Raw genomic sequence first — 18,281 nt, 5'->3', positions numbered from 1 at the left:
GCGGGCAAAGCAAAGAGCCGCAATCCTTTTGGATTGCGGCTCTTTTGCTGCCTGAGAGCACCCTTTTGAGCGCCCTCTCTATGCAAGTTTCCCGTCAGCGGGAATTATTTGTTCATTGCTTCCTGTACAGCAACAGCGACAGCGACCGTCATGCCGACCATCGGGTTGTTGCCTGCACCGATGAGGCCCATCATGTCGACGTGTGCCGGAACGGAGGAAGAACCTGCGAACTGAGCATCGCCGTGCATGCGGCCCATCGTATCCGTCATACCATAGGAAGCCGGGCCGGCTGCCATGTTATCCGGATGGAGCGTACGGCCCGTGCCGCCGCCCGAAGCGACCGAGAAGTACTTCTTGCCCTTCTCGATGCAGGCCTTCTTGTAGCAGCCAGCGACCGGATGCTGGAAGCGCGTCGGGTTCGTGGAGTTACCCGTGATGGAGATATCGACATCTTCGTGCTCCATGATGGCAACGCCTTCCTGGACGGAGTCAGCGCCGTAGCACTTGACCTTTGCGCGCTCCGGATCGGAACCGTACTTGATCTCCTCGACGATGTTGAGCTTGCCCGTCTTGAAGTCGTAATCCGTTACGACATACGTGAAGCCGTTGATGCGGCTGATGATCTGAGCAGCATCCTTGCCGAGGCCGTTGAGGATGACGCGCAGCGGGTTCTTGCGGACCTTGTTGGCCGTCTTGGCGATGCCGATAGCACCCTCAGCAGCTGCGAAGGACTCGTGGCCTGCGAGGAATGCGAAGCAGCCAGCATCCTCGGAGAGGAGCATAGCGCCGAGGTTGCCGTGGCCGAGGCCTACCTTGCGGTGGTCAGCAACAGAACCCGGTACGCAGAAAGCCTGGAGGCCTTCGCCGATAGCCTTAGCGGCGTCAGCAGCCTTCGTGCAGCCCTTCTTGATTGCGATTGCAGCGCCGAGCGTGTAAGCCCACTTTGCATTCTCGAATGCGATCGGCTGCAGGTCCTCTACGATCTGATACGGGTTGATGCCCTTCTCGTCGCAGACCTTCTTGGCATCCTCGATGGAAGCAAGACCATACTGTTTGCAGACTTCGTTGATTTGATCAATACGGCGCTCATAGCCTTCGAATAATGACATTCTATTCATTCCTTCCTTTTACCTTGAAACTCGGAAATCATCAAGCGGGGAGATTACTCTTCGCGCGGATCGATGAACTTGACGCCGTCAGCGAAGCGGCCCTTCGTGCTCGTGTTGGCCTTGATTGCCTCATTGGCATCCTTGCCAGCGCGGACAGCTTCGAGGACTTTGCCGACCTGTACGACTTCGTAACCGATGATGCGGCCTTCGTTGTCGAGAGCGAGCTTCGTGACGTAGCCTTCTGCGAGTTCGAGGTAACGCGGGCCCTTCTTGAGCGTGCCGTAGAGCGTACCGACCTGGCTGCGCAGGCCCTTGCCGAGGTCATCGAGACCAGCGCCGACCGGCAGGCCGTTGTCGGAGAATGCCGTCTGGCTGCGGCCGTAAGCGATCTGCAGGAAGAGCTCACGCATAGCCGTGTTGATGGCATCGCAGACGAGGTCCGTGTTGAGTGCTTCGAGGACCGTCAGGCCCGGAAGGATTTCGGCAGCCATAGCAGCGGAATGCGTCATGCCCGAGCAGCCGATCGTCTCAACGAGGGCTTCCTGGATGATGCCGTCTTTGACGTTGAGCGTCAGCTTGCAGGCACCCTGCTGCGGAGCGCACCAGCCAACACCGTGCGTCAGGCCGCTGATGTCCTGGACGTTCTTGGATTTTACCCATTTGCCTTCTTCAGGAATCGGGGCAGCACCGTGATGTACTTCCTGTGCTACGCATGCCATATCTTCCACTTTCTGTGAATAAGCAATCATTGTTCGTATTCCTCTCTTTTCTAAAATATAATACTGAGGTGCATTCTCTCTGGGGCCAGCATTGAGGGCAGTGGCCCCTGCCCTTCCTTGCTCAAGGGAATGCTGCCTCTATCTCGCTATCAAAGCTCTACGAGGTTCTTGCCCGTCATTTCTTCCGGGATGTCAAGACCAGCGAGCGTCAGGAGCGTCGGTGCGATGTCACAGAGAGCGCCGTCCTTGACGGATTTGACGCGGTCCGAAACGACGATGAACGGCACAGCGTTCGTCGTGTGCTTCGTGAACGGCTGGTTGTTGACGTAGTCCATCATCTTATCGGCATTGCCGTGATCTGCCGTGATGCAGACCTCGCCGCCGACTTCCTTGATGGCTGCAACGAAGCGGCCGACGCAGGAGTCAACCGTCTCAACGGCCTTGACGACTGCCGGGAAGACACCCGTATGGCCGACCATGTCGCAGTTCGCGTAGTTGAGGATGATGAAGTCGTACTTCTCGGAGCGGATAGCCTCGCAGACCTTGTCCGTGACTTCAACCGCACTCATCTCCGGCTTGAGGTCGTAAGTAGCGACTTTCGGGCTCGGGACGAGGATGCGATCCTCGCCCTTGTACGGCTCCTCGACACCACCGTTGAAGAAGAACGTGACGTGCGCGTACTTCTCCGTCTCTGCGATGCGGAGCTGCGTGAGGCCGTGATCCTGGATGATCTCGCCGAGCGTCTTGTCGATGTGCTCCGGCGGAAAGGCGACAGCTGCATTCATGCCGTCTTCATACTGGGAGAACGTGGCGAACGGGACCTTGAGGTTCTCGTCGCGCTCAAAGCCGTCGAATTTCTCATCGACGAATGCATGCGTGAGCTGGCGCGCGCGGTCCGGGCGGAAGTTGAAGAAGATGGCGCCGTCGCCGTTCTTCATGCCCTCGTAGCCCTTGACGACGAACGGCACGACGAACTCGTCGTTGACGCCATTCTCGTAGCTTGCCTTGAGGCCTGCTACCGGGTCATCTGCTACGACGCCCTCTGCATGGGCGATGGCCTCATAGGCCTTCTGCTCGCGGTCCCAGCGGTTGTCGCGGTCCATGGCGTAGTAGCGGCCAGCAACCGTCGCGATCGTGCCGACGCCGATCTCCTTGCACTTCGCCTCGAGCTCCTCGAGGTACGGCTGTGCGCTCTGCGGCGGCACATCACGGCCATCGAGGAAGGCGTGGACGTAAACGTCCTTGACGCCCTGCTGCTTTGCCATCTCGAGAAGTGCGTAGAGGTGGCCCTGGTGGCTGTGTACGCCGCCCGGGGAAACGAGGCCGAGCAGGTGGACTGCACCGCCATTTGCCTTGGCATCCTGCATGATCTTGACGAGGACTTCGTTCTTGAAGAAGTCGCCGTTCTTGATGTCACGCGTGATGCGCGTGAGCTGCTGGTAGACGAGGCGGCCGGCGCCGATATTCGTGTGACCGACTTCCGAGTTGCCCATCTGACCGTCCGGCAGGCCGACGAATTCGCCAGAAGCCTGCAGGTGGCTCGTGTTGTAGTTTGCCATGAGGCCGTCGAGGACAGGCGTCTTCGCAGCTTCTACGGCATTGCTCTTGTCGAGCTTGCCACCGAGACCGCAGCCATCCATGATGATGAGTGCGACCGGTGCGTGTTTGATCTTTGCCATTGTGGATTATTACTCCTTCTAACTCCGAAAGGATGAAGAATCAATCAGAAGTTGACGATCTCGCTGAAGTCCTTAGCCTTGAGCGATGCGCCGCCAACGAGAGCGCCGTCGACATTCGGCTGCTTCATGAGGTCTTTGATCGTAGCCGGCTTGACGCTGCCGCCGTACTGGATGCGGATGCCGTCAGCTGCTTCCTGGCCGAATTCTGCAGCAACCGTCTTGCGGATGTGCGAGCAGACTTCCTCAGCCTGCTCGAAGGAAGCCGTCTTGCCCGTGCCGATAGCCCAGATCGGCTCGTAAGCGATGACGAGCTTTGCTACCTCTTCCGGCTGGAAGCCAGCGAGGGCAGCCTTGACCTGGCCTGCGACGAAGTCGAGGTAAACGCCAGCTTCGCGCTGCTCGAGGGACTCACCGCAGCAGATGATCGGCGTGATGCCAGCAGCGAAAGCAGCATGAGCGCGCTTGTTGACGCCCTCATCCGTCTCGCCAAAGTAGCCGCGGCGCTCGCTGTGACCGAGTACGCAGTAATCTACGCCGATCTCGTTGAGCATGCCCGTGGAGATCTCGCCCGTGAAGGCACCATGGCTTTCCCAATGGACGTTCTGTGCACCGACGTGGATGTTCGTGCCGAGTGCTGCGTCAGCGACAGCTGCGAGAGCCGTAGCCGTCGGGCAGACGACAACCGTCACCTTGGCATCCTTGACGAGCGGAGCCAGGCCACGGACGAGGTTCTTGCCCTCGACGATCGTGTTGTTCATCTTCCAGTTGCCTGCAATGATTGGAGTTCTTGCCATTTTTGAAATACCCCCTGAATTCTTATCTGCACTTCCGAAGGCCCGCTTCGCGCAGGCCCCGGAATAAAAACCGTCTTATTTGTCAGCCAGAGCTGCGATGCCCGGCATCTCTTTGCCTTCGAGGAACTCGAGCGTAGCACCGCCGCCCGTCGAGACGTGCGAGATCTTGTCCGTCAGGCCCGTCTTCTTGAGGGCTGCAACGGAATCGCCGCCGCCGACGATAGAGATAGCACCGTTGTCCGTAGCCTTGGCAACAGCCTCAGCGACAGCCAGCGTGCCATGTGCGAACTTGTCGAACTCGAATACGCCCATCGGTCCGTTCCAGATGACCGTCTTAGCGCCTTCGAGAGCCTTCTGGTACTCTTTCGACGTCTTCACGCCGGAGTCGAGGGCCATCCAGCCATCCGGTACCTTGTCGACGTCGACCGTCTGCGTGTTGGCATCAGCAGCAAACTTGTCGGCGATGACGAGATCGACCGGCAGGACAACCTTGACGCCCTTGTCAGCAGCCTTCTTGAGCAGCTCGCGGGCGAGGTCGTACTTGTCCGGCTCGCAGAGGGACGTGCCGATTGGCAGGCCCTTGGCTGCGTCGAACGTGTGAGCCATGCCGCCGCCGATGATGATCGTGTCAACCTTGTCGATCATGTTGCTGATGACGCCGATCTTATCGGAGACCTTTGCGCCGCCGATGATGGCAACGAACGGATGCTGCGGGTTCTCAAGCGTCTTGCCGATGTAGTTGATTTCCTTTTCCATCAGGAAGCCTGCGACCGTCTCGATGTACTTCGGAACACCTGCGTTCGAAGCATGAGCGCGGTGAGAAACGCCGAATGCATCATCGACTGCGAGGTCGCAGCCGGAAGCGAGCTGTTTTGCGAACTCAGGATCGTTCTTCTTCTCTTCCTTGTGGTAGCGGAGGTTCTCAAGCAGCAGGACATCGCCCGGCTTCAGCGCAGCTTTTGCAGCATCTGCCTCTGCGCCGACGCAGTCGGAAGCCCACTTGACATCGCGGCCGAGCAGCTCGGAGAGGTGCTTGACGAGGTACTTCGTAGAGAACTTGTCCTCGCGAGCCTCGGTCGGACGGCCGATGTGGCAGGCGATGACGAGAGCTGCACCGTGGTCGAGCAGGTAGTTCAGAGTCGGCAGCGTGCGGACCATGCGCGTGTCGTTCGTGATGTTCATCTTGTCGTCGAACGGGACGTTGTAGTCGACGCGGACAAATACCTTTTTGCCGTTGACGTCAACATCTTTGATGGTTTTCTTGTTCATCGTAAAACCTCCAAGGTCATTTTCTCATAAAAAATGAGGCCCGGCCCAAACAAACGGCCGGACCTCAAGAGATCTTCTACTGTATTCAGTTGAGAACTCTTAATTCAATTACTTTACTTCCTCAGCGAAGTACTTGATCGTGCGAACCATCTGGCTCGTGTAGGAGTTCTCGTTGTCGTACCAGGAAACAACCTGTACGAGGGAGTTGCCGTCGCCCGTGTGGGAAACCATCGTCTGCGTAGCATCGAACAGGGAGCCATAACGCATGCCGACGATATCCTTCGAAACGATCTCGTCTTCGTTGTAGCCGAAGGACTCCGTAGCAGCAGCCTTCATAGCAGCGTTGATGCCCTCAACCGTGACTTCACCCTCAACAACAGCGTAGAGCAGCGTCGTGGAGCCCGTCGGGGTCGGAACGCGCTGTGCAGCACCGATGAGCTTGCCGTTCAGGTCCGGCAGAACGAGGCCGATAGCTTTAGCAGCACCCGAGGAAGCCGGAACGATGTTCTCGGAAGCAGCACGGCTGCGGCGGAGGTTACCCTTGCGCTGCGGGCCATCGAGGACCATCTGGTCGCCCGTGAAAGCGTGGATCGTCTGCATGATGCCGCTCTTGATCGGAGCGAACTTGTTCAGAGCGTCAGCCATCGGAGCGAGGCAGTTCGTCGTGCAGGATGCAGCGGAGATAACTTTCGTGCCAGCCGGGATCGTCTTGTGGTTCGTGTTGAAAACGATCGTCGGGAGGTCGTTACCAGCCGGAGCGGAGATAACAACTTTCTTAGCGCCTGCTGCGAGGTGAGCGGAAGCCTTCTCCTTGGACGTGTAGAAGCCCGTGCACTCGAGAACGACATCTACATCGTGCTTAGCCCAAGGAATGTCTTTTGCATCGCGCTCAGCATAGATCTTGATCGTCTTGCCTTTGACCGTGATCGTGCCAGCTTCGTCATCAGCGGAGACCGTGTCAGCATACTCGTATCTGCCCTGGGAAGAATCGTACTTCAGCAGGTATGCGAGCATGGACGGCTTCGTGAGATCGTTGATTGCAACGACTTCATAACCCTCAGCATCGAACATCTGACGGAATGCGAGACGACCGATACGGCCAAAACCATTGATAGCAACTTTTACTGCCATTTGAAAATTACCCCCTAAATAGTCTTAGAAGTTTCAGTTCTTACAGCTCTAATGATACAATAAACGCCGTCCAAATGTCAATGGTTTTGTCATAAATTGAAGCAATTACAGTCGCGGTAAAAATGTATATTGTCAGAATATTTTGCTCTTAATTTCCAACAAGAATTTTCTCCCTTGTGACGGTCGAGAACACTGATAAACAATAGGAAGTCAACCCTTTCCATAGAAAAGCTGACAAGCATTTTTGCTTGTCAGCTTTTCTATTATACATAAATTATATTAATACTTCAGGGAAATATCATTCCCCATCCGCAGTCGTCTGCTCCTCTTTCTCCATCTTCTCGAGGGCCAGCAATGCCTGCACGAGGATGGCGCACTCGAGGCGCTTTTTCTGGATCTCGCAGCCGACTTCGTACGGCTTGCGGATATCGCCGTGGAAGAGGTCGGCATTGGCGTGGCAGCCGCCCGAACAGAAGAAGCGCGCCCAGCAGTCGCGGCACTTCTCTTTGTTGAGCACGTGGCTCTCGCGGAAGTACTGAGGAAGCTCCGTGTTCGTGATGCCCTCGTAGATGTCGCCGAGCTTGTAGCCCTCGCGGCCGACGAACTGGTGGCACGGGTAGAGGTCGCCGTTTTCGGACACGGCGACGTACTCATGGCCGGCGCCGCAGCCCGAGAGGCGCTTGGCGACACACGGCCCGTTCGAGAGGTCCATGTTGAAGTGGAAGAACCAGAAGCCCCTGCCCTCGCGGTGGCGCTTCATGTAGGCCTCCGTCAGGCGGTCGTACTCCTCGCGGATGCGCGGCAGGTCCTCCTCCGTGAAGCCGAGCGGGCTGTCCTTCATGACGACCGGCTCGACCGAGAGGATGTTGAAGCCCTCGTCGACCATCGAGAGGACATCCTTCGTGAAGTCCATGTTGTTGTGGGTGTAGGTGCCGCGCAGATACGTGTAGACGCCGCGGTAATCCCAGTCGCCGCCCTTGCGGCTCGCGATGCACTTCTTGAAGTTCTTGACAATGCGGTCGTAAGTGCCGTGGCCGCCCGCGTCCGGGCGCATGGCATCGTTGACTTCCTTGCGGCCGTCGAGCGAGAGCACGAGCGAGAAGTCGTTGTCGTTGAGCCACTTGATGTTCTCGTCGTTCAGCAGCATGCCGTTCGTCGTCATCGTGAGCTTGAACTTCTTGCCCGTCTCCTTCTCGCGCTGGCGGGCGTACTCCGTCACAGCCTTGACTGTCTTCATGTTCATCAGCGGCTCGCCGCCGAAGAAGTCGACCTCGCAGTGCTTGCGCGGGCCGCAGCTCTCGATGAGGAAGTCGATGGCGCGCTTGCCGACCTCCGGCGTCATGACGGCGCGCTCCTGGCCGTAGCTGCCGCCGTCGCCGAAGCAATACTTGCAGCGCAGGTTGCAGTCCTGGGCGACCATGAGGCAGATGGACTTGATGAGTCCCTTCTGCTTGAACGTCGGCGGCACATCGATGTCCGGCGCGAAGAGCTCGCCCATCTCCATGAGCTCATGGAGTTCCCCGAGCGCCTCGCGCAGATCCGCTTCCGGATACGCATCCTTGAGGGCCGCCACGACTGCCTCGTCATTCGCGCCGTCGAACGTGTCCATCATGTCGTAGATCATCTTGTCGATGACGTGGACGGCTCCGCTGTTGATGTCGAGCAGGATGTAGTGGCCGCCCTGCTCGAATTTATGGATTTTCGCTTTCATCAGTTACTCCTTGATAGAAAAAAGCCTTCCCAGATGGGAAGGCTCTTCACGAAACATTATTTCTCGCAAACCTGGTTGCCTACCGTGCAGGAAGTCTTGCAAGCAGACTGGCAGGATGCCTGGCACTCGCCGCAGCCGCCCGTCTTGAGCGAAGCCTGCATCGAAGGTTTGTTGACCGTCTTGATGTGTTTCATCGTCAGCCCTCCTAACTAGATAAAATCATATCTTCTTTTATTTTATCTGTTTTCGCCTGTATTCGCAAGAATTTATTTTGTGCAGGGCACCATGCGGCGCTCGGCAAACGTCACGAGCCCGAGGCCGACCATCGCGGCGAGCTCCTCGGCCGCGCCGAAGTTCGCGGCGATGGCATCGGCCGTGTGCGCGTCCGAGCCGAGTGTCACATAGCGGCCGCCGAGCTCCCGGTAGCGCGTGTAGACGGGCACGAGTTCCTTGCAGGCCGTGCGGCTCCCGAGGCGGCGCGTATTGAGCTCGAGGACGGTGTCCGTCTCGACGGCCGCGCGCAGGATCCTGTCGATATCCTCCTGGAATGCCCCGTAGGAGACTTCTGGATCATCATAGGGTGCATAGCGCGAGATGTAATCGATATGACCGAGCACATCGATGTGGGCGCCGTAGCGGCGGACGTTCTCTGCCATGAGCTCGTAATAACGATGAAACGCTGCTTCTTTGCTCTTGCCCTCGTAATAGGCCGGGTAGTAGATGTCCTGGCCGTCAACGATGTGCTGGGAGCCGATGACGAGGTCGAAGGGCTCCTGCTCGAGGAAGTGCAGGTTGCCCTCGAGGATGGCCTCATTCATGCCGATCTCGATGCCGAGGCGCAGATTGTCGCCGCGGTACGGCTCATAGGCCTGCCAGTACGCCTGCGGGTCAAAGGAAAAATCCATCTCGCCCGGGTAGTCGAGGTCGAGGTGCTCGGTGAAGACAAGCCCTACGCCGGCCTTCTCGGCCATCGCAATGGCGTCAGCCGCCTTCATCTCGGAGTCGGCCGAGAAGGCCGTGTGGCTGTGACTGTCAAAGATCATGGTCCATCAGCCTTTCTCTTCTTCGATAGCCGGGACCTTCACGCGGATGATGACCATCGCGATGGCCAGGCAGATGATGCCCGTCAAGAGGCCGAGCCAGCCGTTCTCCGTCAGGCCGTCCACGATGTAGCCGAAGAAGCTGCAGGTCGCGACGACGCCGACGTACGGCAGCTGCGTGCTGACGTGGTCGATGTGGTGGCACTGTGCGCCGGCCGACGCGAGGATCGTCGTGTCAGAGATTGGCGAGGCGTGGTCGCCGCAGACAGCGCCCGAGAGGACGGCCGCCACGCAGACGACGAGCATGCTCGGGTCATTCATGCCGAGCACGGCAATGGCGATCGGGATCAAGATGCCGAACGTGCCCCACGACGTGCCCGTCGCAAAGGCAAGGCCCGCCGCCACGAGGAAGAAGATCGGCGGCAGGAACATGATGATGGAGGCATGGGCGCTGACGATTGCGCCGACGAAGCCGCCGAGGTTCAGGTAGTCCTTGCTGCAGATGCCCGAGAGCGTCCAGGCGAGGCAGAGGATGAAGATGGCCGGCGTCATCGCCTTGAAGCCCCAGCCAAAGCTGTCGCAGAAGGCGTTGAACGTGATGATGCGGCGCGGCAGGTAGAGGACGCCCGTGAAGACGAAGGCGATGAAGGAGCCGAGCACGAGCGACTTGGCCGAATCGCAGTTCGCAAATGCCTCCGCAATCGTCTTGCCCTCGTGGATGCCGCCCGTGTAGAGCATGCCGTAGACGCAAGCTGCGATGAGCACGAGGAGCGGCAGGATGAGGTCGATGATCTTGCCGTGGCCGAGCTCCATGTCGGCCGACTTCTGCTCGGCGTCAGCGTACTCCTTCGGGATGACAAACTTCTTGCTGTTCGCGCGGATGCTCTCACCCATCGCCGCGAAGTCGCGGGCCGTCCAGATGATGAAGAGCATGAAGAGGATCGTCAGCCAAGCGTAGAGGTTAAACGGGATCGTCTGCAGGAAGAGACTGAAGCCATCAATCGTGCTGTCTTCCGGCAGCGAGGAACCGACGGCGGCGGCCCAGCTCGAGACTGGCGCGATGATGCAGATTGGCGCCGCCGTCGCATCGATGATGTAGGCGAGCTTCGTGCGCGCGACCTTGAGCTTGTCCGTGACCGGGCGCATGACGGTGCCGACAGTCAGGCAGTTGAAGTAATCGTCGATGAAGATGACGATGCCTAAGAGTGCCGTCAAGAGGAGCGCACTGCGCTGTCCCTTGATGGTCTTCGAGGCCCATTCACCGTAGGCGCGCGTCGCGCCCGAGCGGCTGATGGCCGCGACGAGGATGCCGAGGATGACGAGGAATACGAGGATGTTGACGTTGCTGCCGACTTTGTCGGACATGACGGTGAACATCGTGAGGATGGATTCGAGGATGTTGCCGCCCGTGAACAGCAGGGCACCGGAGAAGATGCCGATGATCAGGGACATGTACACCTCTTTTGTCCAGAGAGCCAGCACGATCGTGATGATCGGCGGCAGGACGGACCAGGCTGTTGCTGCCATTATCATACCTACTTTCTTATATATGGTTTGCTTATTGATACAGACATATTCTATAACAAGATTGTCATAGTAGCAAATACTTTATGCATTTTCCTGCACAGAAAAGGCGTCGGCAAGGCGACCGAATTCTTCAAGCGTCAAGGTCTCGCCGCGGCGCGTCGGATCGATGCCCGACTTCTCGAGCGCATCGCGCACGGCCTCCTTCTGGAAGCCGCCGCCCTTCAGGGCGTTCATGAGCGTCTTGCGGCGCTGGCCGAAGGCAGCCTTGACGACGCGGAAGAAGAGCTTCTCGTCCCGCACGGCCACGGCCGGCTCCTTGCGCACGCGGCACGAGACGACGACACTCATGACCTCCGGTGCGGGGATGAAGGAGCGCGGCGGCACGTCGAGCACGATCTCGGGCTCCGTGTAGTACTGGACGGCGACCGAGAGCGCGCCGTAGATGCGCGAGCCCGGCTTGGCCGTCATGCGCTCCGCCACTTCCTTCTGGACCATCGTGACCATGTGCGTAATGGGCAGATGGCGCTCGAGGAGCGCCATGAGAATCGGCGTTGTGATGTAGTACGGCAGATTGGCCGCGACCTTGAACGGCGCCTCGCCCATGATCTCGGGGATATTGACCTTGAGGATGTCGCCCGGCACGATGCGCACGTTGTCGTACGCCTTGAGCGTCTCCTTGAGAACGGCCGGCAGCTTCTTGTCGAGCTCGACGGCCGTGACATCGGCGCCGGCCTCGGCGAGGCCCTGCGTCAGCGTGCCAATGCCGGGGCCGATCTCCAGGACGCGGTCGCCCGGCTTGACCTCAGCGGCATCGACGATGCCCTGCACGATGCGCGCATCGATGAGGAAGTTCTGGCCGAGCTTCTTGCTCATGCGCAGGCCGAACGCCTTGAGAATGTGCATCGTGACCTCGCGGCTCGCGATCTTCGGCTGCAGTACCTTCTCGTCTTCTTTATTCATGACTCTCCTCCTGCTCTCTGTTCTCACGCTCCATATCCTCGAGGGCGCGGTCAAATTCTTCTCGCGACACGCCGTAGTGGTTGAGGCGCGTCAGGAACGTCTTGGCGTTGGCAAAGCCGAGTCCGAGCTTCTCGCCGAGGCGCGCGCGGCGCACCGAGGCATCCGCAGCGCCTGAAAGGCCGTGGATGATGAGGTCGGCACCCGTGAACGTCTTCTTGGGCTCCCAGTCCAGCGTGCGGACCTTGGCGAGCGCCTTGCGGATGGCGTCAGGCTTCGCCTGTTCGATGCCGATGTCGTCGTTATCCGTCGCCTCTTCGACGGGCACGAAAGCGTGCTTGGCCTCGGGGAAGCGGCGCGAGAGGTACTTGCGGATGCGCTCGCCGGCCGAATCGGGGTCCGTCATGATGATGATGCCGCGCTTCTTGTAGGCCTGCTCGATATTCTTGAGCGCCTGCGGCTTGAGGTTGAATCCCTCCGTGATGATGCAGTCGGCCTCGACTGCCTTGTCGATGGCGACGACATCCATCTTGCCCTCGACCACCAGAACTTCTTTGATCATAGTATTCCTTTCTCGGGCCCTTCCATATCCGGGCCTTGTCCTCTCTTCATTCCATACCTTCGAGCAGCGGCATAATGGCCGCGTAGACATCGGCGTGGATGGCCTCGACGGCGCGCGGCTCGCCGTGCTCGCTGCAGGCGACGCGTGTCCAGCCGTATTTCTTGGCCAGCTCCTCGTAAGCCGCATGGCAGCGGTGCAGGTATTCTTTGTCGCGCTCGTGGATGTCCCTCTCCTGCGCCTGCGCCGCGGCTCGCGCCGCAATCAGTTGGTCGGCCACCTCAGGATCCATGTCGAGGAAGACGACCTTGTCGGGCACCGGAAGGCCGAGCTTGTTGAACTCGAAGTCCCAGAGCCAGTCGAGGAACGATTCGCGCTCCTCCCTGTCCGTCAGCTTGACGGCCTGATGGACCATGTTCGACGTCGTGTAGCGGTCGGCGAGGATGATCGCGCCTGCCTCGTACGCCTTCTTCCACTTCATGCGGTACGAGGCGTAGCGGTCGACGGCGAAGAATGTCGAGGCCGCATAGGCGTTGACATCCTCCGCATGGCCGCCGAAGTCGCCGCGCAAGTACATGCGCACGAGCATCGAGGAATCCGCCGCGTAGTCGGGGAACTCGACGCGGTGCACGCGGTAGCCCTCGCGGCAGAGGTGCTCGTAAAGCGCCTTCGTCTGCGTGGCCTTGCCTGAGCCGTCGCCAGCCTCGATGATGATGAGTTTGCCTTTTTTCTCCATGTGCGTTTCCCCCTCTGCTCACTTGACGACCTGAATACGCCCGAGCGATGCGTCGCGCGGGCCGACGACCTTGAGGCCGAGCGCCTGCATCGCCTCGATGTAGCGCAGGCTCGCCGCATCGATGACATCGCCGGGGCACAGGATCGGGATGCCTGGCGGGTAGAACATGACCTGTTCCGCCGCGATATGCCCCTCTGCCTCGGAAAAGGCCACACTGCCCTTCGGTGCAAAGAACGCCTCGCGCGGCGTCATGCCCTGCGCGGGGACGGCGGGCAGGGCCATTTGGGTGGCCTTGTCTGCCGCATGCTCCCTGCGGTGATCCTTCGCCAGCTGCCGCAACGCCTCCAGCAGGTAGTCCGCCTGCTCTTCTGTGTCTGCATACGAGAGGATGAAGAGCAGGTTGCGCGCATCGGAGAGCTCGCACTGGACCTTATACCGATGGCGCAGGATGGACTCAGCTTCGACGCCGCTGAGGCCGAGCCCCGTGACCTGCACGGTGATCTTCGTCGCATCGAGCCCTGTCGCACCAGGATAACATGTGTATTCCGGGCCAAACGACCAGAGGCCATCAATCGCGTTGATGGCACTGCGCAGCCTGCCCGCGAGGCGCACGGCCCGGCCGACCGTCTCGCGGCCATTCTCCGCCATCTGCAGCCGCGCGATGTCGAGCGACGCCAGCAGAAGCTGGTTCGGACTCGTCGACTGCAACAGGCTCGCGGCCTCGCGCACGCGCTCGCGGTCGACGCGCACTCCGTTGACGAGCAGCATCGAAGCCTGCGTCATCGCGCCGAGTATCTTGTGGGTGCTCTGCGCCGCCATGTCGGCGCCGCAGTCGATGGCCTGCGGCGGCAGGGCCTCCGAGAAGCGCAGGTGCGGGCCGTGCGCCTCGTCGACGAGCAGCAGCATATCGCGCGCATGGACGAGCGCTGCGATGCGCGCAAGGTCAAAGGTCACGCCGTAGTACGTCGGGTAGACGCAGGCCAGTGCCTTGGCCTCAGGATGCGCTGCAATGGCCCGGGCCACTGTCTCCTCCGTCAAGCCCATCGCGATGCCGAGGCGCTCGTCGACCTCCGGCTGCAAAAAGACGGGGTGCGCGCCCGCGAGGATGATGCCGCCGATCATCGAGCGGTGCGCATTGCGCGGCACGAGCACCGCATCGCCCGGGCGCAGCGCGCCCATGAGCATCGTGTGGATAGCCCCCGTCGTGCCGTTGATCATGAAGTACGCCTGATTGGCGCCGTAGAGCGCGGCCGCCATTTCCTGCGCCTCCTTGATGCACATCGTCGGCTCGTGCAGGTCGTCGAGCTCCTCCATCAGCGAGACTTCCTCGCGAAGGCCTTCTTCCGTCACGAGCGCCTTCAAGAGAGGATGCGCGCCGAGTCCCTGCTTGTGGCCCGGCGTATGATAGGCACGCGCGCCGTCCGCCGCATAGGCACGCATGGCCTCGGCAATCGGTGCCCGCAGGATGTCATCCCTGTGCTGCTCCATATCATTCTTTCCCCTTTCGATCACTTATCCACCGTCCCTGTTAAAAATGTGCATAAAAATGTGGATAACTACGCCAAAAAACGCCAAGTTATCCACAGACTGCATCCTTATCGTTATCGTTTTTTCTGCCGCCGCGCGAACAGGATGGCCAGGAAGATGACCACCGCGCCGATGACGATAGCGATGTCATTCTTGCCGAAGAGAGCCTCCGAGCCGCTATCCTCTACCTTTGCGCAGAATGCCAGTCCGACGAGCACGACGACGAGGAGATTCGATACCTTCCTGAGTGTTGAACGGTTCATTTCTTGCCCTTGCGCTCCTTGGCACGCTCCTTCGCAGCCTTCTCCTTCGCCTTGACCTTGTCGTCGAGCTTCTTCTGCTGCTGGTGCTTCGCGTAGTCGACGCCCATGCTCGCCAGCTTGTGCTTGACGCTCATCATCGGATGACGCAGGAACATGCGCTTGCTCGTCGAGTCCATGATCTTGAGGAACTCCTGCGTCTGCTTCGCGCCGAAGCACGGGCGCTCGCAGCGGTCGCAGATCGGCTTCGTGATGCCGTACGGGCAGCGGTTCATCTTCGTCATGACCGTCGCCAGGAGTGCCGTGCACTTCGGGCAGAGCTTGTCGCCCGACGTGCCGTGATGGCTGTGGCAGTAGATGCCGAACGCCTTGCGGATATTCGCCTTCTCCTTCGGGATATTATTCTTGATCTCTACTGGTTTCTTCTTCGGCAGGAAACGCGAGAAAATACTCATGTCAATCACCCTTCACTGTGGTTTCAAAAGATAAATACTACTCTATTGTAAGGTCAACGGCAAAGAAAAGCAAGGCCGCACTCACTTGAAGAGCTCGAAGAGCTGCTTGCCGATGAGCACCGTCGTCATGACGATGAAGAGCGGACGCACATAGCCCGCGCCCTTCGAGAGCGCCACTCGCGCACCGCACCAGGCACCGACGATCATCGCGAGGCCCATCGGAATGGCGTGTGCGAAATCGACGATGCCGAAGTAGCTGAAAAGGACAGCTGCCGAGATATTGCTCGCAAAGTTCAGCGCGCGCGCATTGGCCGCAGCACCGAGGAAGTCGAAGCCGACCATCAGGAAAGCGAAGAGCAGGAAGGAGCCCGTGCCCGGACCGAAGAAGCCGTCGTAGAAGCCGAAGGTGAAGGCCACGAGACACGAGAGCGCGAGCAGCTTTGCGCTCATGCCCTGATACGTCGACTCCTTGCCCCAGTCCTTCTTGCAGATGCTGTAGATCAACACGAGGACCAGCATGACGACGACGAGCGGCCGCAAAAACTCCGACGGGATCAGGCGCACCGTCACGACGCCGACACCAGAGCCGATCAGGGAGATCGGAAAGAGCCGGCGGATGAGCCAGCCGTCGACCTTGCCGGAACGTACGAACGTCACGAAGCTCGTGAAGGCCCCCATGACGGCCGCTACCTTGTTGGTGCCGAGCACTGTGAGAGGCGGCAGACCCGTCCACATCAGCGCGGGGATTGAGATGAGGCCGCCACCGCCGACGACGGAGTCGATGAACGCCGCCATGAAACCGAAGAATACGAGGAATGCGAGTGTGTTCACATCCAATAATTCCATAAAATAACGCCCTTTCTTGCATGATATCTCTCATCATTATAGCATAAATCCGCACACAACAAGAAAAAAGAAAAGCCCCGCAGCAGTGCTGCAGGACTTTCGAGTCAATCCTTATTCTTCGAATTGCGAGCCGAGTGCGCGCAGACGCGCAATCGAGCGGCGCAGTGCGAGTTCGGCGCGGTCGATATCGACGTCCTTGCCCTCAGGCGTGCCCTGATGGAAGGCGGCGATGCGGGCCTTGGCGCGGGCCATGGCCTCCTTCGCGCGGTTGATGTCGATGTCGATTGGCTGCTCAGCAGCCGTCGCGAGGACCGTGATCTTCTCCGGCGTGACTTCCATGAAGCCGCCCGCAACCGCGATGAGCTGCTCATCGCGGTCTGCGCCGAGGCGGATGCGCATGGCATGCGGCACGAGACCCGCGACGAGCGGGGCATGGTGCGGCAGGATGCCGAGCTCACCGCCCGTCGAGCGGACGATCAGCATGCTGATGTCATTCTCGTAGACCACTTTATCCGGTGAGACAATCTCCAGCTTGATAGTCGCCATCGATTATCCCTCCTCTTCTTTGATCTTCCGTGCTTTCTCCACTGCCTCATCGATCGTGCCGACCATGTAGAAGGCATTCTCCGGCAGGTCATCGTACTTGCCCTCGAGGATCTCCTTGAAGCCGCGTACCGTCTCCTTGAGCGGCACGTACTTGCCCGGCGAACCCGTGAACACCTCTGCGACGAAGAACGGCTGCGAGAGGAAGCGCTGGATCTTGCGCGCACGCGAGACAGTCAGCTTATCCTCATCGGAGAGCTCTTCCATGCCGAGGATGGCGATGATGTCCTGGAGTTCCTTGTACTTCTGGAGCACGGCCTGGACACCACGGGCAACTTCGTAATGCTCCTCGCCGAGGACTTCGGCGTTGAGGATGCGGCTCGTCGAATCGAGCGGATCGACGGCCGGGTAGATGCCGAGCTCGGCAATCTGACGCGAGAGGACCGTCGTGGCATCGAGGTGCGTGAACGTACCAGCCGGTGCCGGGTCCGTCAGGTCATCGGCCGGGACATAGACTGCCTGAACCGACGTGATGGAACCATTCTTCGTCGAGGTGATGCGCTCCTGCAGAGCACCGATATCCGTGGACAGCGTCGGCTGATAACCGACGGCCGACGGCATGCGGCCGAGCAGTGCCGAAACCTCAGAACCAGCCTGGATGAAGCGGAAGATGTTGTCGATGAAGAGCAGCACGTCCTGATGCTGGACATCGCGGAAGTACTCTGCCATCGTCAGGCCCGTCAGGGCGACGCGCATACGTGCTCCTGGCGGCTCGTTCATCTGGCCGTAGACGAGTGCCGTCTTGTCGATGACGCCCGACTCAGTCATCTCGCCCCAGAGGTCGTTGCCCTCACGGGTGCGCTCGCCGACGCCGGCGAAGACGGAGTAACCGCCGTGCTCCGTCGCGATGTTGTGGATGAGCTCCATGATGAGGACCGTCTTGCCGACGCCTGCGCCGCCGAAGAGGCCCGTCTTGCCGCCCTTGGAGTACGGAGCGATGAGGTCAACGACCTTGATGCCCGTCTCGAGGACCTGCGCGCTCGTCTCCTGCTCGTCGAACTTCGGAGCCGGGCGATGAATCGGCCAGGACTCCTTGTTGCCGACAGGAGCCGGGTTGTGGTCAACCGTCTGACCGAGTACGTTGAAGACGCGGCCGAGGCACTCCGTGCCGACCGGGACCATGATCGGGTTGCCCGTGTCGACTGCTTCCATGCCGCGCGTCAGACCGTCCGTCGAGCTCATGGCGATGCAGCGCGTGACGCTGTCGCCAAGATGCTGCATGACCTCGACGACGAGGTCGATGTCAATGCTCGTCTTGCCCTTGATGGTGACGGCATTGAGGATTGCCGGCAGCTCGCCCGCCGGGAATTCAATATCTACGACAGGTCCGATGACCTGTACGACTTTACCTTTTGCCAA

At 59.7% G+C, this 18,281-nt stretch carries 19 protein-coding genes; all 19 read right to left on the bottom strand.

Features of this window, described 5'->3' with window-relative positions; translation table 11 throughout:
* Window positions 1-104 precede the first annotated feature (104 nt).
* Entirely contained in the window at window positions 105-1,109 is a 1,005-nt protein-coding gene (locus QDI87_RS08445; protein WP_036375790.1) for a GGGtGRT protein, read from the bottom strand.
* Window positions 1,110-1,162: 53 nt separating this feature from the next.
* The gene (locus QDI87_RS08440) at window positions 1,163-1,855 is read right to left on the bottom strand and encodes an iron-sulfur cluster assembly scaffold protein (protein WP_172674678.1); all 693 of its coding nucleotides are present in this window, start codon (window positions 1,853-1,855) and stop codon (window positions 1,163-1,165) included.
* 122 nt (window positions 1,856-1,977) lie between these two features.
* Window positions 1,978-3,507 (bottom strand): 2,3-bisphosphoglycerate-independent phosphoglycerate mutase, encoded by a 1,530-nt coding sequence (gene gpmI / locus QDI87_RS08435; RefSeq protein ID WP_036375784.1) that lies wholly within the window; start codon window positions 3,505-3,507, stop codon window positions 1,978-1,980.
* Between the two features lie 44 nt (window positions 3,508-3,551).
* Window positions 3,552-4,301: a triose-phosphate isomerase gene (gene tpiA, locus QDI87_RS08430; RefSeq protein ID WP_036375781.1), complete on the bottom strand. Its 750-nt coding sequence runs from the start codon at window positions 4,299-4,301 to the stop codon at window positions 3,552-3,554.
* A 75-nt stretch (window positions 4,302-4,376) separates the two neighbouring features.
* On the bottom strand, window positions 4,377-5,570 hold the full coding sequence (locus QDI87_RS08425; protein ID WP_036375778.1) for a phosphoglycerate kinase: 1,194 nt from the start codon (window positions 5,568-5,570) through the stop codon (window positions 4,377-4,379).
* A gap of 108 nt (window positions 5,571-5,678) precedes the next feature.
* Window positions 5,679-6,701, bottom strand: a complete 1,023-nt coding sequence (gene gap / locus QDI87_RS08420; protein ID WP_005841058.1) for a type I glyceraldehyde-3-phosphate dehydrogenase — start codon at window positions 6,699-6,701, stop codon at window positions 5,679-5,681.
* Between the two features lie 298 nt (window positions 6,702-6,999).
* Window positions 7,000-8,412, bottom strand: coding sequence for a thioether cross-link-forming SCIFF peptide maturase (gene scfB, locus QDI87_RS08415; RefSeq protein WP_055161177.1), 1,413 nt, complete (start codon window positions 8,410-8,412; stop codon window positions 7,000-7,002).
* A 56-nt stretch (window positions 8,413-8,468) separates the two neighbouring features.
* Window positions 8,469-8,606, bottom strand: coding sequence for a six-cysteine ranthipeptide SCIFF (gene scfA, locus QDI87_RS08410; RefSeq protein WP_005841055.1), 138 nt, complete (start codon window positions 8,604-8,606; stop codon window positions 8,469-8,471).
* A gap of 72 nt (window positions 8,607-8,678) precedes the next feature.
* A complete protein-coding gene (locus tag QDI87_RS08405; RefSeq protein WP_278742919.1) occupies window positions 8,679-9,455 on the bottom strand; it encodes a histidinol-phosphatase HisJ family protein in 777 nt (258 codons plus the stop codon).
* A gap of 6 nt (window positions 9,456-9,461) precedes the next feature.
* Entirely contained in the window at window positions 9,462-10,979 is a 1,518-nt protein-coding gene (locus QDI87_RS08400; protein ID WP_226866828.1) for a Na+/H+ antiporter NhaC family protein, read from the bottom strand.
* Between the two features lie 81 nt (window positions 10,980-11,060).
* Complete coding sequence (rsmA, locus tag QDI87_RS08395; RefSeq protein ID WP_278742915.1) at window positions 11,061-11,939, bottom strand: 16S rRNA (adenine(1518)-N(6)/adenine(1519)-N(6))-dimethyltransferase RsmA; 879 nt, start codon at window positions 11,937-11,939, stop codon at window positions 11,061-11,063.
* On the bottom strand, window positions 11,932-12,498 hold the full coding sequence (gene rnmV, locus QDI87_RS08390; protein WP_278742912.1) for a ribonuclease M5: 567 nt from the start codon (window positions 12,496-12,498) through the stop codon (window positions 11,932-11,934). Before rnmV ends, rsmA begins: the two co-directional genes overlap by 8 nt.
* Window positions 12,499-12,544: 46 nt before the next feature.
* Window positions 12,545-13,231, bottom strand: coding sequence for a dTMP kinase (locus QDI87_RS08385; protein ID WP_278742910.1), 687 nt, complete (start codon window positions 13,229-13,231; stop codon window positions 12,545-12,547).
* An 18-nt stretch (window positions 13,232-13,249) separates the two neighbouring features.
* Window positions 13,250-14,719, bottom strand: coding sequence for an aminotransferase class I/II-fold pyridoxal phosphate-dependent enzyme (locus QDI87_RS08380; protein WP_278742909.1), 1,470 nt, complete (start codon window positions 14,717-14,719; stop codon window positions 13,250-13,252).
* A 113-nt stretch (window positions 14,720-14,832) separates the two neighbouring features.
* Window positions 14,833-15,021 carry a hypothetical protein gene (locus QDI87_RS08375; RefSeq protein WP_036375759.1) on the bottom strand — a complete coding sequence of 63 codons (189 nt, stop codon included), beginning with the start codon at window positions 15,019-15,021 and terminating at the stop codon, window positions 14,833-14,835.
* Window positions 15,018-15,473 carry a nitrous oxide-stimulated promoter family protein gene (locus QDI87_RS08370; RefSeq protein ID WP_278742907.1) on the bottom strand — a complete coding sequence of 152 codons (456 nt, stop codon included), beginning with the start codon at window positions 15,471-15,473 and terminating at the stop codon, window positions 15,018-15,020. Before QDI87_RS08370 ends, QDI87_RS08375 begins: the two co-directional genes overlap by 4 nt.
* Window positions 15,474-15,554: 81 nt before the next feature.
* Entirely contained in the window at window positions 15,555-16,319 is a 765-nt protein-coding gene (locus tag QDI87_RS08365) for a TSUP family transporter (protein ID WP_036375752.1), read from the bottom strand.
* Window positions 16,320-16,430: 111 nt separating this feature from the next.
* Complete coding sequence (atpC, locus tag QDI87_RS08360) at window positions 16,431-16,865, bottom strand: ATP synthase F1 subunit epsilon (protein WP_036375749.1); 435 nt, start codon at window positions 16,863-16,865, stop codon at window positions 16,431-16,433.
* 3 nt (window positions 16,866-16,868) lie between these two features.
* Window positions 16,869-18,281 carry a F0F1 ATP synthase subunit beta gene (gene atpD / locus QDI87_RS08355; RefSeq protein ID WP_036375746.1) on the bottom strand — a complete coding sequence of 471 codons (1,413 nt, stop codon included), beginning with the start codon at window positions 18,279-18,281 and terminating at the stop codon, window positions 16,869-16,871.

Source organism: Mitsuokella jalaludinii (genome assembly GCF_928722185.1).
Classification (GTDB): domain Bacteria; phylum Bacillota; class Negativicutes; order Selenomonadales; family Selenomonadaceae; genus Mitsuokella; species Mitsuokella jalaludinii.
Note: the sequence above shows the minus strand (reverse complement) of the source record. Positions and strands in the feature narration are given on the sequence as shown.